Below are 13,811 nucleotides of genomic sequence, written 5' to 3'. Positions count from 1 at the left end.
TGCGATGACCGATGAAGCGCTCACCGATCGTATGGAACTGCCGCGACCGGACGTGACACCGGAAGAAGCCTTAAGCATCCTGGAAACCCACTATGGCTTGTCGGGCACGATCAGCGAGCTCGGCAGTCAGCAGGATCGCAATTACCGGCTCGATACCGGCAACGGCCGCTTCGTCCTGAAGATCTGCCACATGGCCTACGAGACGCTCGAGCTCGAGGCACAGAACGCGGCGATCCACCATCTCAATACGATCGAAGGCGCGCCGCGCGTTCCGCATCTGCTGACGTCCACCGATGGGCAGGCGATCGTCGCGGTGACCGTACGCGACCAGACCTATCAGGTGCGCGTTCTCGAATATCTCGAAGGCGAAAGCCTGACGCATCGCAAGCATTTACCGAAAAGCACGGTGGCAGCACTTGGTGCACTCTGCGCCCGGCTGGCAAAGGCGCTTGCCGATTTCGAGCATCCGGGCCTCGAGCGCAGCCTGCAATGGGACCTGCGCCGCGCCGGCCCCGTCGCCGTTCAACTGCTGTCGGCGATCACCGATAGTGCCGCCCGCGATCGCATCGCCAAGACGATGGTGCTGGCCGTGCGCCGCATCCAGCCACTTGCCTCCTCGCTTCGCGTTCAGGCCGTGCATCACGACGTCACCGACGACAATGTCGTTAGCCTGCCCGACGCACATGGGCGGCTGATCCCCGATGGCGTCATCGATTTCGGCGACATCATCCGCGGCTGGCTGGTCGGCGATCTCGCGGTCACCTGTGCCTCGCTGCTGCATCATGCCGATGGCGATCCGCTCTATATCCTGCCGGCGATCAAGGCCTATCAGGAGACCTATCCGCTGACACCGGAAGAGCTGAAGGCGCTGTGGCCGCTGATCGTCGCCCGCGCCGTGATCCTGGTTGCTAGCGGCGAGCAGCAGATTTCGATCGATCCTGAGAACGATTACGCGCGCAACAATCTGGAGCATGAGCGCATCATCTTCGACACCGCGATGTCCGTGCCCTTCGAGCTCATGGAAGCGGCGATCCAGAAGATCGGCGGCATCGAGCAACCGCTACCGCAGAATTCGGGCTGGCAGGCGCTATTGCCCGAGATCAATACAGCCGACATCGCCTACCTCGATCTCGGCGTTCAGAGCCGCCATTTCGCCGGCGGCAACTGGCTGAATTCCGAGATGGACTGGCGCCTGCTTGCCCGCGTCGCCAATGACAGCGGCGTTGCCGCGACGCGCTACGGCGAATACCGGCTGTCGCGCGCCAGCACGCTGAGCGCCAAGCCGCATTCGACCTTCGCTCTGCATAGCGACATCTGCCTTTCCGGCGGCAATCCAGTCGCCGCGCCTTTTGCCGGCCGCATCGATTTCAGGAACCATCATCTGGTGCTGATCGGCGACGGCATCAGCCTGCATCTCGACGGTATCGAACCATCGGTCGAGGATGGCGCCGAGGTCGAGGCGGGCCAGACGATCGGCACGGTTTCCGGCGACAGCAATTCGCTCGGCGGGCTGCGTATCCAGCTTTGCACCATCAATGGCCTGGAGCCGCCGCTCTTTGCGACGGCACACGATGCCGACGCATGGTCGGCGATCTGCCCGTCGCCCTCGCTCCTGCTTGGCGACAACTGCAATGCCCCAAGGCCCGATACGGCGGCGCTGCTGACGCGGCGCAAGGCACATTTCGCCAAGCCGCAGAAGAACTACTATGACGCTCCGCCGCAGATTGAACGCGGCTGGAAGGAGCATATGTACGATGTCGAGGGCCGCGCCTATCTCGACATGGTCAACAATGTCAGCATCCTCGGCCACGGCCATACGCAGCTTGCCGATGCGATCGCCGACCAGTGGCTGAAGCTCAACACCAATTCGCGTTTCCATTATGAGGCGCTGGCCGAGTTTTCCGAACGGCTGGCGGCACTCGCCCCGGAAGGGCTCGACAGGGTCTTCCTGGTCAATAGCGGCTCCGAGGCCAACGACCTCGCACTGCGGCTGGCCTGGGCGCATAGCGGCGCGCACAACATGCTTTGCCTGCTTGAAGGCTATCATGGCTGGTCGGTGGCGAGCGACGCTGTCTCCACCTCGATCGCCGACAACCCGCAGGCGCTCTCGACGCGCCCGGCCTGGGTACACCCTCTCTCGGCGCCGAACACCTATCGCGGCGAATTCCGCGGCTCCGAAAGCGCCAGCGACTATCTGGCCGGTGCCATTCCGGTACTGCAGGCGATCGACAATAGCGGCCAGGGGCTAGCCGGCGTGATCGCCGAGCCGGTCTATGGCAATGCCGGCGGCATTCCACTGCCGGACGGCTATCTGGCCGGTCTCTATGCCGAAGTGCGCGCCCGCGGCGGCGTCTGCATCGCCGACGAAGTGCAGGTCGGCTATGGCCGGCTCGGCCATCATTTCTGGGGCTTCGAGCAGCAGGGCGTCGTGCCGGATATCATCACCATCGCCAAGAGCATGGGCAACGGCCACCCGCTCGGCGCCGTCATCACCAGCCAGGCGATTGCCGATTCGCTGGAACGCGAGGGCTATTTCTTCTCGTCATCCGGCGGCAGCCCGGTCAGCTGCGTTGCCGGCATGACGGTGCTCGATATCCTACGGGAGGAAAACCTGCAGGAGAATGCCCGCCAGGTCGGCGACCACCTGAAGGGACGGCTGGCAGCGCTGATCGAAAAATTCCCGATTGCCGGGGCGGTCCACGGCATGGGCCTCTATCTCGGCCTCGAATTCGTGCGCGACAGAACGACGCTGGAGCCGGCCACCGGCGAGACGGCGGCGATCTGCGAGCGGCTGCTCGATCTCGGTGTGCTCATGCAGCCGACCGGCGATCACCTCAACGTGTTGAAGATCAAACCGCCGCTCTGCCTGACGATCGAGAGTGCCGACTTCTTCGCGGACATGCTGGAAAAGGTGCTTTCGGAGGGCTGGTGATGCACCGCTCGCGCCATTAACGAATTAGGTGATTTCGCGGCCTACCGCTTTTTAATGAATTGCCCCATTGCCGGAATCAGGCACGCTTCCTATGTCTGCTGCGGTGATCGAAACAAGTTCTCGACCGTCACGCGAATTGCACAAAGTCTTGATATGTTCTTTCTGCAAGTTTGGGTAAGATGGAATGAAATTTTTCCGATCGCCGATATTTTGACACGTTTCGGAATATGTTTCTGACTGATTATCGCCTATTCTCTACTACATTAGTAGATTAATAGAGATAGTTATCGCCGGTCCCGGCTCTACGGGACCACCACGAGTGCAACGCCAACGCAAGGAACGAGACATGATTGAAATCGATATTCTCGCCTATCTCCTTGGGCGCTCTGTGCTCGGCAATGACCGTCCGGGCGCCCTCTCCCGCCCGAACTGTCGAATGTGACGTTCGTCCCCCTCTCAACGGTACAAGACAAGTCAATTCGCCATCGCTCGCGCAGTCCGCGCGGCAGGAGTTCTACGCATGAAAAAGCAAGTTATCGAATATGCAGGCGTTCCCGTCGGGATCGTCATTCCGGATGAAGACCGGCTGAAGTTCATCGCCGTGAAGTTTCACGTTCACGACCTCGATGAGCAGCGTTTCCGTTCTCCCGACGAGGTGAGGGTCGCTATCCACGACCTGATGACCCGCCGCCATCCGAAGCCGCTTCATGCCTGATTGCAGGCACAGGCTTTTCCGCTTCATTTCAACCGAAGTTTTCTGACCGGCCCCCATCATCATCGGGGCCGGTCTTGTTTTTTGCCTGTCGTTGCGCTCCTAATCGCCGCCAAAGGGGACCGACTTGCTCAATCTCATCACCGATATCGAAGGCCTCTCCGTTGGCCACGCCACCGACCTGACGCTCGGATCGGGCGTTACCGCCATCATTTTCGACCAGCCGGCGATTGCCTCGGGCACCGTTCTCGGCGGTGCACCGGGCGGGCGCGATACCGCCTTGCTCGACCCGTCGATGACGGTCGAAAAGGTCGATGCCTTCGTTCTCTCCGGCGGTTCGGCTTTCGGTCTCGATGCCGCAGGCGGCATCCAGTCCTGCTTGCGCGAAGCCGGACGTGGCTTTGCGGTCGGCGATGTGCGCGTCCCGATCGTGCCGCAGGCGATCCTCTTCGACCTCCTGAATGGCGGCGACAAGGACTGGGGGCTGCATGCGCCCTATCGCGATCTGGGCTATGGCGCCTGCGCTGATGCCTCGACTGGACGCTTTGAGCTGGGAACGGTCGGCGCCGGCACCGGTGCGACGACAGCGACCTTCAAGGGTGGCCTCGGCTCGGCGAGCACAGTCGGCAGCGGCGGGCACAGGATCGGGGCAATCGTCGCCGTTAACGCGCTAGGTTCGGCGACGATCGGCGCCGGCCGGCATTTCTGGGCGGCACCCTTTGAGCAGGATGATGAGTTCGGCGGGCTCGGCATGCCCGCAACGATCGATCACCGCATGCGCCTGAAGGGCATGAGCGCCCCGGCGACGACGATCGGCGCTGTGGTGACCGACGCGATACTGACCAAGGCGCAGGCCCACCGGCTTTCGATTGCTGCCCATGATGGCCTGGCACGCGCGCTGCTCCCGGCGCATCTGCCGCTCGACGGTGATACCGTTCTCTCAGCCGCAACCGGCGCAAAGCCGATCGAGGCGCCCGGCTTCATGGAGCTCTGCCATCTGGCCGGTATCGTCATGGCCCGGGCGATCGCGCGCGGCGTCTACGAGGCAAGCGCCCTGCCGCATGAAGGCGCGCAGCGCGCATGGCGGGACGGCTAGCGGGACCTTCTGCGATTGCCTAAAGAGAAGCGGCAGACGAGAGGCAGGAGAACCGCATGCAGATCCGGGCGCTGATGTATTTCGACGAGCTGGTGAGAACCAATTCGATGCGGCAGGCGGCCGAGAACCTCAACGTTGCGCCGACAGCCGTCAGCCGCCAGATCGAAAATCTCGAAGACTATTTCGGCACGCCGCTCGTCGAGCGCAGCGCCCGGGGGGTTACGCTGACGGCTGCCGGAGAGCTGCTTGCGGCGCGCGCCGGGCGAACGCTGCGCGAGCTCGAACATGTGCAGCAGCTGATCGAGGATCTGAAGGGGCTGGAGCGTGGAAGGGTGACGATCTTTGCCAATGGCGCGATCGTGGCCAGCCTGCTCACCCCGGCGCTTGCCGAGTTCAGCAAGACCTATCCCAGCATCCGCTTCGAGGTGATGATCACCAGCGCGCGGCAGGCGGTGGAAGCCGTCAATTCAGCGCGTGCCGATATGGCGCTGACCCTGTTCGCGCCGCAGATGACCGAGGCCAAGGTGATCGCCCGCTCCGAGATCGCCTATGAGGTGATCGCCTCCAGCCGCCACGCGCTCGCCGGACGCAAGGAAGTGACGCTTCGCGAATTGGCGCGGCACGCGCTGGCGCTGCCGGAAACATCGTTCGGCTTTCGCCAGGCCTTTGACGCCGCAGCGGAGCGCCAGGGCCTGACCTTCGAACCGGCCTTCACCGTCAGCGCGCTGGAGATGCTGAAGGAACTCGTGCTCAGCGACATGGCCGTAACGCTGCTGCCGCGGCTTTCGGTGCGCCGCGAGCTCGAGGCTGGCACGCTGACCGCCATTCCGCTTGCCAGCGAAAGCACGATTCGCACGCATGCGGAGCTGTCGATCGCGCCCGACCGGCAATTGTCCTTCGCTGCCGCCAAGCTCAGCGGCTTCATCGAAGAGTTCATGCGCTCGAACGCCAGCCGCTAGCGTTCCGCCTTTCCAGACCTTGCGTTTCCCGCGTTTTTGGTGTGTATCGCTTTTTAGTACACAGAGAACACAAAACGTGTTCACCATATAAGACGGGATATACATGCTCCGCCTCATCCGTTCCGCCCGCCGCATGCAGGCTTTAGCTGCGGCCTGCGCCATCGCAGCCGCAACCGCCCTTCCCGCCCATGCCGCTCCCAAGACGACGTTCAATCTCGGCATGGCGGTCGAACCCACCGGTCTTGACCCGACGATCGCCGTGCCTGTGGCGATCGGCCAGGTGACCTGGCAGAACGTTTTCGAGGGCCTGGTCTCGATCGGCGAGGACGGCAAGGTCCAGCCGCAACTGGCGAAGAGCTGGGAGGTCTCTGCTGACGGGCTGACCTATACGTTCAAGCTGCAGGATGGCGTGACTTTCCACGACGGTGAGCCCTTCGATCCGGCAGCGGCGAAATTCTCGCTGGAGCGGGCGCGCGGCAAGGACTCGGTCAATCCGCAAAAGCGCTTCTTCGCGTCGATCGCCTCGATCGATACGCCGGATGCCAGCACGCTCGTTCTGCATCTCTCGGAACCGACAGGCAGCCTGCTTTACTGGCTCGGCTGGCCGGCTTCGGTCATGGTCGGGCCGAAATCGGCCAATAACGACAAGACGGTGCCCGTCGGCACCGGACCGTTCAAATTCGTCAACTGGGCGAAGGGCGACAAGGTCGAGTTGGCGAAAAACGATGCCTACTGGAACAAGCAGGTTTCGGTGAAGCTCGACAAGGTAACCTTCCGCTTCATAGCCGACCCACAGGCCCAGGCGGCAGCACTGAAATCAGGCGATATCGACGCCATACCGGAATTCGGCGCTCCTGAATTGATGAGCTCCTTCGACGGCGATCCCCGTTTGACGACGGAGATCGGCAATACCGAACTCAAGGTCGTCGCCGGCATGAACAATGCCAAGAAGCCGTTCGACGACAAGCGGGTGCGTCAGGCGCTGATGATGGCGATCGACCGGCCGACGGTGATCGAGGGCGCATGGTCGGGTCTCGGGACCGCGATCGGCAGCCACTACACACCGAACGATCCGGGCTATCAGGACATGACCGGTGTGCTCGCCTACAATCCTGAAAAGGCCAAAGCGCTGCTTGCCGAAGCCGGCTACCCGAACGGCTTCTCCTTCACCATCAAGGTGCCGCAGATGGCCTATGCACCGCGCAGCGCTCAGGTGATGCAGGCAATGTTTGCCGAGATTGGCGTGACGATGAATATCGAGCCAACCGAGTTTCCGGCGAAATGGGTGCAGGATGTGATGAAGGACCGCGCCTACGAAATGACCATCGTCGCCCATGCGGAACCGATGGACATCGATATCTATTCGCGCGATCCCTATTACTTCAACTACAACAATCCCGACTTCAACGCGCTGTTGAAGAAGGTGCAGCTGACGGCCGAGCCGGCCGAGCAGAACAAGCTCTATGGCGAGGCTCAGAAAATCCTGGCGGAAGACGTACCCGCCCTCTATCTCTTCGTCATGCCCAAGCTCGGCGTCTGGGACAAGAAGCTGAAGGGGCTATGGAAGAACGAGCCGATCCCGTCGAACGTTTTGACGAATGTTTCGTGGGAGGAATGATCGAATGCTCGGCTGGAGGTAGGGTCATCAACCGGGATTGCCATAGCGTAGTGTCTGCGCACGCCCTTCACCCTCCCTGGAGCGCTGAAGACTCCTCTCTCCGATTTCGATTCATTCACCGCGCAGACACGCGGTGGCTGAACCTCTGTGACGAGCACAAGGATGAGGGAGAAACGCCGGGCCGCCGCGTGCGAACTCAAGCGCTGTCGCACAAGGCGCGAGCTACATGATCGCCCTGCTCTCCCGCCGCATTGCCGGCCTGGTCGTCACCCTCCTCGTCGTCTCCTTCCTGATCTTTGCAGTCATGGACCTGCTGCCCGGCGATCCGGCGTCGATCATGCTCGGCACCTCGGCGGCGCCCGATACGCTTGCGGCACTGCGCCATGATATGGGTCTCGATCAGCCGCTGATCGTCCGCTACGGCCATTGGGTCGCCGGCGTTCTCCGCGGCGACCTCGGCCAGTCCTATACATACAGCGTGCCGGTCGCCGGGCTGATTGCCGAGCGGCTTGCCGTCACCCTGCCGCTTGCCATCTTCGCCATCCTGATCTCGATTGCCATTGCCCTGCCGCTCGGCACTTTCGCCGCCGCCCGCCGTGGTGGCATCGCCGATATCGCCGCCACCCTGTTCTCGCAGATGGGCATCGCAGTTCCGGGCTTCTGGCTGGCGCTGCTGATGATCATCCTGTTTTCGACGACGCTCGGGCTGATGCCGGCCGGCGGCTTTCCCGGCTGGGAAAATGGCATCGCCGCCGCCCTGCAGGCGCTCGTCATGCCCGCCTTCGCGCTCGCCCTGCCGCAGGCAGCGGTGCTGACGCGGGTGACGCGCTCGGCGGTGCTCGACGTGCTGCACGAGGATTTTACGCGGACCGCGCGGGCCAAGGGGCTGTCCGACAAGGGCGTGCTGTGGCGCCATGCCGTGCCGAATGCGTTGGTCCCGATCCTGACGGTGCTTGGCCTGCAGTTCACCTTTCTCGTCGCCGGTGCTGTGCTGGTCGAGAACGTCTTCAACCTCCCGGGGCTGGGGCGGCTTGCGCTGCAGGCGCTTGCGCAGCGGGATATCATCGTCATGCAGGACGTCGTGCTGTTCTTCGCAGCGCTGGTCATCATCATGAATTTCATCGTCGACATGTCCTATCTCGCCATCGATCCGCGGCTGCGGCGAGAGGGGGCATGATGGCATTCTTTGTCGCGACGGGAGCGCAGCTCGGAGTCAACAGAATTAGCCGGCGAATTAGTCTGATCGCAGGAGTCGTGATCGTCGGCATCCTAGCAGCTATTGCCGTGCTCTCGCTGTTCTGGACGCCATTGCCGCCGGCGAAGATGCAGATCATTCACAAGCTGCAGCCGCCGCTTGGCTACGGACTGCTCGGCACCGATCAATTCGGCCGAGACGTCCTATCGATGCTGATGGCAGGGTGCTGGAATTCGCTATCTATAGCGGTCACCGCAGTTGCCATCGGCGGAACGATCGGCTCGATCGTCGGCATTTCGGCTGCAGCGATCCGCGGACCGTTCGAAGCGGTGCTGATGCGCGTCTGCGACGTGATATTCGCGCTGCCGCCGATCCTCTCGGCGATGATCCTCGGTGCCTTTCTCGGCCCCGGCCGGTTCACGGCCATCACAGCGATTGCCGTCTTCATGATCCCGGTCTTCGCACGCGTGACGCTGGCGACCTCATTACAGGCTTGGAGCCGCGACTATGTGCTTGCGGCACAAGCAATCGGCAACAGCCGGCTGACGATCTCGATCCGGCATGTGGCGCCGAATATCATGAGCCAGATCATCGTTCACGCCACGATCCAGCTGGGGCTGGCGATCCTGACCGAGGCGGGCCTGAGCTTTCTCGGTCTCGGCATGGCGCCGCCGGCGCCGACCTGGGGCAAGATGCTGGCCGATTCGCAGACCTTCATGGGCATCGCGCCGTGGCTTGCGATACTGCCTGGCCTGGCGATCGCGCTTGCTGTTCTCGGATTCAACATGCTGGGCGATGGGCTGCGCGACTGGCTGGATCCAAGGCAGCGCTAGAGATTAGAACGGGCGACGGTAGCCGGTCGGCATCTCGTAGAGCCAGCCGATACGCTTGACCGCTTCTTCGAAATTCTCGCGGGCGACGGTCATCGTGTGGCCGTTGGCATGGATGATGGTATCCGGGTCTTCCATGATCGCCACATGACCCTTCCAGAACACCAGATCGCCGCGTCGAAGCTCCGAGCGGTCGATCGGCGCACCAAGAGCTGCCGCCTGCATGTCCGTGTCGCGCGGCGTGCTGCGGCCGGTCATCAAGGCGGCGAGCTGAACGAGGCCGGAGCAATCGATCCCCAGTCCAGAGCGGCCACCCCAGAGATAGGGTGTGTTCAGAAACTGCAGCGCGACCTCGACGTAATCGGCGCCCTCACCCGCGCCGATCGGCTGCAGGTGCTTTTCGAAAATCGCCGTTCCATCGGCCAGCACATGGTAGTGATTGCCCCGCGCCTCGGCCTGACCGGTGACGCGGACACGGCTGCCCATCGACAGGATGGTCTGGTAGGGCTTTCGGAGCTCAGGCTCGGGATAGATGAAGGTGCGCTGGACATTGACGACATGCGTCGGCTCGACATCAACCGTCGCCAGCATCGCCTCCGGCAGGTAGCCGACATAACCGTCAGAGACCGCCTTGACCCAGCACCAACCGTTCGAACGGTCGAAGACGGTGACGTCCTCGCCCATCAGCAATTCCGTATCGATGCCGCGTGCCAGATCCGGGACCGGGCGAAGCGGCGCGACGGGAACAGCGATCCGTGCCGGCATGCCCTCGACGAAGCGCTCGGCCTCGACCTTGCCCTTGAGGGAGGCCTCCGCGAGATCCGGTCTATAGGCGTTCAGGCGCCGGTCGAACATGGTCATGACAATCCTTTACTCTGGCCCTTATACCGGAAGCTTGCGGCCCTGCTCGCGCACGAGATCGCCCAGCTTCTCGAGATAGAGCGCGCCGCCGACGGTGCGCTTGATGATCACATTACGCCGATCTGCATCGTCGCGCACCCTGTCGACGAGGCCCATTTCACCCATGGTATCGAGAGCGCGGGTGATGACGGGCTTGGTGACGCCGAGGGTGGCGGCGAGCCCGCGCACGGTATGCGGCGGCGGGACGAGATAGATATGCAGGAGAATCGCCATCTGGCGCAGCGTCAGGTCGCGATCGTCGTGGCGCACCTGATCGAGCGCCACGCCATGCCAGAGCCCCAATGCCTGGGATGCACTCAGTTCGATCGGCACGGCCTCTCCGGAAAATCGTTACGCTAACGTTCCTATTTTCGCAGCCTGCCGCTCTCATGCAAGAGGCGGCATGAACTGCCGCCTCTCAAGGTGAATAAAATTTTAACGATCGGCTCAGGCGCCCTGGCGGATATGGTGATAGAGCGCGCGGATCGCCTGCGCCTCGCCACCACCCGGGGAATGCGCACGCTCGGAGGGCGCCCAGCCGTAGATGTCGAAATGCGCCCAGCTCTTTGCCTTGCTGACGAAGCGTTTCAGGAACAGGGCAGCCGTGATGGCGCCAGCCATGCCGCCTGCCGGCGCATTGGTGATATCGGCGATCTTGGCGCGGATGTCCTTGTCGTAGCCCATATAGAGCGGCAGGCGCCACAACGGATCGTCGGTCTCAAGGCTGGCTTCCGTCAGATCGTGAGCAAGGCCCTCGTCATCGGTGAAGAAAGGCGGCAGATCAGGACCCAGCGCAACGCGGGCGGCACCGGTCAGCGTTGCCATGTCGATCAGGAGATCCGGGGATTCCTCGTCGGCATAGGTGAGCGCATCCGCCAGAATGAGACGGCCTTCGGCATCGGTATTGTCGATCTGAACGGTCAGGCCCTTGCGGCTCTTGTAAATGTCGCCCGGACGGAAGGCATTGGCCGAGATGGAGTTCTCGACAACGGGGATGATGACGCGCAGGTCGACCTTCAGCTTGGCATCCATGATCATCAGCGCCAGGCCCATGACGTTGGCCGCCCCACCCATGTCCTTCTTCATCAGCAGCATGGACGATGCCGGCTTGATGTCGAGGCCGCCGGTATCGAAGCAGACGCCCTTGCCGACAAGCGTAACCTTGCGATGACCCTTCTTGCCCCAACGCAGCTCGAGCAGACGCGGCGCATCGGCGCTGGCGCGGCCGACGGTATGGACCAGCGGGAAGTTCTCCTTGAGCAGGTCATCGCCGATGATGACGGACATCTCTGCCTTGTAGTGCTCAGCGAGCCCACGGAAGGCTCCTTCCAGCTGCTCCGGTCCCATATCGTTGGTCGGGGTGTTGATCAGATCGCGGGCGAGGAAGACGCCGGCAAGCTGACGCTTGATATCGGCAGCATCGGCATCGCGCGGGATCATCAGCGTTGCTGCGGCGGGCTTTTCGGAGCGGTAGCGATCGAAGCGGTAGCTGCCGAGACCAAAGCCTAGAGACAGGCGGTTTGCCGTCAGCGGCGCGGTTTCGATATGCCAGTCGCCGGCCGGCAGCGAGCGCGCCAGCTTGCCGGTGATGTAGGGCTGTTCCGAAGGATTGGTGCCGAGGCCGAACAGCGCGCCACCAAGATGGCCTTCCGCAGTCGGGATCAAAAGCAGCGAGCCGCTTTCAGCGCGGTAACCTGCCTTCTTTGCCCAGTCGAGGGCGATCGGATCGATCGTGCCGGTCTCGATATGCGCGGGGGTGACGGCGAAAATCGGAAGCGTCGAGCCGCCCTTGTTGTTGAAAGGGGTCGGTCTCTCAATAAATTGATAGGGGGCCATGATGTCCTTCGGCGGTATCGGAATCGTTTTTTAACGGTCTGTTAGGGTTAACAGACTATTGCTGGAGCGAAGATTGCGTCACACCTTTCCCTGTTCCGCTTAGAGGTCAGGCGCCTGTTTCTGAATTCAGGAAAGCGCCATGCCTCGTTCGGCTACCACTCCGTTCAAGAACCGTATCCTCCAGGGGGCCGCTTTGGCAATGATCGGCCTGGCGCTTGCCGGCTGCTCGACCACCAAGGACAAGATGACGACGGGCTCGATCCCAGCCTCCACGAGACCCGTAGAGAGCATGGACGCCACCGAAGTACGCAGCGCGACCGAACGTGCAGGCCAGATCTACGAGAAGAACCCGCGCGATCCCGTCAGCGGCGTCTACTACGCGACGCTGCTGCGCTCGGCCGGCCGCGACGCGCAGGCGTTGGCCGTCATGCAGCAGGTGGCGATCTCCAATCCGAATGACCGCAATGTTCTTGCTGCCTACGGCAAGGCGCAGGCCGCTGCCGGACAGCTGCAGCAGGCGCTCGACACGATCGGCCGTGCTCAGACGCCTGATCGTCCGGACTGGAAGCTGGTTTCCGCTCAAGGCGCCATTCTCGACCAGATGGGCAAGCCGAGCGAGGCCCGCGCCCGCTACCGCGACGCGCTCGACATCATGCCGAACGAACCGTCCGTCCTCTCCAATCTCGGCATGTCCTATGTGCTGACCGGTGACCTTCGCACCGCGGAGACCTATCTGCGCCAGGCGGCTGGCCAGCCGACCGCCGACAGCCGCGTCCGCCAGAACCTGGCGCTGGTCGTCGGCCTGCAGGGACGCTTCCCCGAGGCAGAGCAGATCGCCCGCCGCGAGCTTTCGCAGCAGCAGGCAGACGCCAATGTCGCCTACCTGCGCTCGATGCTGTCGCAGCAGAATTCTTGGCAGAAGCTCGCTTCCAAGGACGGCCAGCAGGCGAACAACACCAACTGACGCCCAAGATAGAGCCTAGCGCAGCATCATGCCGGAAACGATCAGCCTCAACCCGAGGCCACCCATGACGAGCCCGGCTGCGCGATCGATCCAGGCTTTCGCAGCCAAATAGGCTTGGCGCGGGCGCTGCGACGAGAAAGCCAGCGCCACGATCGCGTACCATCCAGCCTCGATTGCGAAGATGCCGATCGGCAGGCCGATGATGACGCCAAGCGGAATGACTTTCGGCAGGAAAGCCGCAAAGATGCTGGCATAAACGATGATTGTTTTCGGATTGCTGAGCTGCGTCAGCAGCGCCGTTGTGAAGCTACGGCGGATCGAAGAGCGACCGTCCACGGCATCGCCAACCGTCAGCGGCTCTTTTGCGCCCCGCCAGATCCGGTAGGCGATGTAGACGAGATAGGCACCGCCGGCGACCTTCAGAACGATATAGAGCCAGGCGAATTGCGTCAGCAGAGCCGTCAACCCCGCAAGAGCAAGAACGCTGAAGGTGATGCCGCCGACGCCCATGCCGACCGCGGCGGCCAGCCCATCCAGGCGAGAGCGGGAAATGGCAATGCGCGATACGACCACGAAGCTTGGGCCAGGGCTCATCGCACCGACGAGCATGGCGGCAAAAATACTGAAAAGAATGGCAGCTGAAGACATAGGGGCTCCTTTGTGACTGAAGGTGCCCAGGCGAGCGGCGTAAAGCCCGCGCTCCCCGATGGTCATCCATCTCAATCGCCAGTCACGCGGAGCCTATGGCTAAACCCATTCGCCGAAGCCT

The 13,811-nt window shown here is 62.6% G+C and carries 12 protein-coding genes and 1 riboswitch; of the genes, 8 read left to right on the top strand and 4 right to left on the bottom strand.

Going from position 1 to position 13,811, the window contains the following annotated elements; all coding sequences use genetic code 11:
- Window positions 1-4 precede the first annotated feature (4 nt).
- The 7 genes from ACEN84_RS10035 to ACEN84_RS10005 all read left to right on the top strand — a co-directional run bounded on the left by ACEN84_RS10035 (window position 5) and on the right by ACEN84_RS10005 (window position 9,345).
- Window positions 5-2,932, top strand: a complete 2,928-nt coding sequence (locus ACEN84_RS10035; RefSeq protein ID WP_413710753.1) for an aminotransferase — start codon at window positions 5-7, stop codon at window positions 2,930-2,932.
- 520 nt (window positions 2,933-3,452) lie between these two features.
- The gene (locus ACEN84_RS10030; protein ID WP_130279326.1) at window positions 3,453-3,647 is read left to right on the top strand and encodes a hypothetical protein; all 195 of its coding nucleotides are present in this window, start codon (window positions 3,453-3,455) and stop codon (window positions 3,645-3,647) included.
- A gap of 124 nt (window positions 3,648-3,771) precedes the next feature.
- Window positions 3,772-4,740 (top strand): P1 family peptidase, encoded by a 969-nt coding sequence (locus tag ACEN84_RS10025; protein ID WP_413710752.1) that lies wholly within the window; start codon window positions 3,772-3,774, stop codon window positions 4,738-4,740.
- A gap of 56 nt (window positions 4,741-4,796) precedes the next feature.
- Window positions 4,797-5,699 carry a LysR substrate-binding domain-containing protein gene (locus tag ACEN84_RS10020; RefSeq protein ID WP_413710751.1) on the top strand — a complete coding sequence of 301 codons (903 nt, stop codon included), beginning with the start codon at window positions 4,797-4,799 and terminating at the stop codon, window positions 5,697-5,699.
- A 103-nt stretch (window positions 5,700-5,802) separates the two neighbouring features.
- On the top strand, window positions 5,803-7,317 hold the full coding sequence (locus tag ACEN84_RS10015; RefSeq protein WP_413710750.1) for an ABC transporter substrate-binding protein: 1,515 nt from the start codon (window positions 5,803-5,805) through the stop codon (window positions 7,315-7,317).
- Between the two features lie 226 nt (window positions 7,318-7,543).
- Window positions 7,544-8,494 carry an ABC transporter permease gene (locus ACEN84_RS10010; RefSeq protein ID WP_413710749.1) on the top strand — a complete coding sequence of 317 codons (951 nt, stop codon included), beginning with the start codon at window positions 7,544-7,546 and terminating at the stop codon, window positions 8,492-8,494.
- The gene (locus tag ACEN84_RS10005) at window positions 8,494-9,345 is read left to right on the top strand and encodes an ABC transporter permease (protein ID WP_203430033.1); all 852 of its coding nucleotides are present in this window, start codon (window positions 8,494-8,496) and stop codon (window positions 9,343-9,345) included. Before ACEN84_RS10010 ends, ACEN84_RS10005 begins: the two co-directional genes overlap by 1 nt.
- A 3-nt stretch (window positions 9,346-9,348) precedes the next feature.
- Here ACEN84_RS10005 and ACEN84_RS10000 read toward each other — a convergent pair whose 3' ends face one another.
- The 3 genes from ACEN84_RS10000 to ACEN84_RS09990 form a co-directional block, all read right to left on the bottom strand.
- On the bottom strand, window positions 9,349-10,203 hold the full coding sequence (locus ACEN84_RS10000) for an NlpC/P60 family protein (protein WP_413710748.1): 855 nt from the start codon (window positions 10,201-10,203) through the stop codon (window positions 9,349-9,351).
- Between the two features lie 21 nt (window positions 10,204-10,224).
- Window positions 10,225-10,575, bottom strand: coding sequence for a MarR family transcriptional regulator (locus ACEN84_RS09995; RefSeq protein WP_112714034.1), 351 nt, complete (start codon window positions 10,573-10,575; stop codon window positions 10,225-10,227).
- A gap of 114 nt (window positions 10,576-10,689) precedes the next feature.
- Entirely contained in the window at window positions 10,690-12,078 is a 1,389-nt protein-coding gene (locus ACEN84_RS09990; RefSeq protein ID WP_413710747.1) for a leucyl aminopeptidase family protein, read from the bottom strand.
- A gap of 139 nt (window positions 12,079-12,217) precedes the next feature.
- Between ACEN84_RS09990 and ACEN84_RS09985 the strand changes: the two genes are divergently transcribed.
- Complete coding sequence (locus ACEN84_RS09985) at window positions 12,218-13,042, top strand: tetratricopeptide repeat protein (RefSeq protein ID WP_413710746.1); 825 nt, start codon at window positions 12,218-12,220, stop codon at window positions 13,040-13,042.
- Between the two features lie 15 nt (window positions 13,043-13,057).
- On the opposite strand, the gene ACEN84_RS09980 is transcribed toward ACEN84_RS09985, so the two are convergent.
- Window positions 13,058-13,690, bottom strand: coding sequence for a LysE family translocator (locus ACEN84_RS09980; protein WP_413710745.1), 633 nt, complete (start codon window positions 13,688-13,690; stop codon window positions 13,058-13,060).
- Between the two features lie 17 nt (window positions 13,691-13,707).
- A riboswitch (ZMP/ZTP riboswitch) is annotated at window positions 13,708-13,786 on the bottom strand.
- Window positions 13,787-13,811: the final 25 nt, after the last annotated feature.

This window comes from Rhizobium sp. Rhizsp82, assembly GCF_047325115.1.
Taxonomy (GTDB): domain Bacteria; phylum Pseudomonadota; class Alphaproteobacteria; order Rhizobiales; family Rhizobiaceae; genus Rhizobium.
Note: the sequence above shows the minus strand (reverse complement) of the source record. Positions and strands in the feature narration are given on the sequence as shown.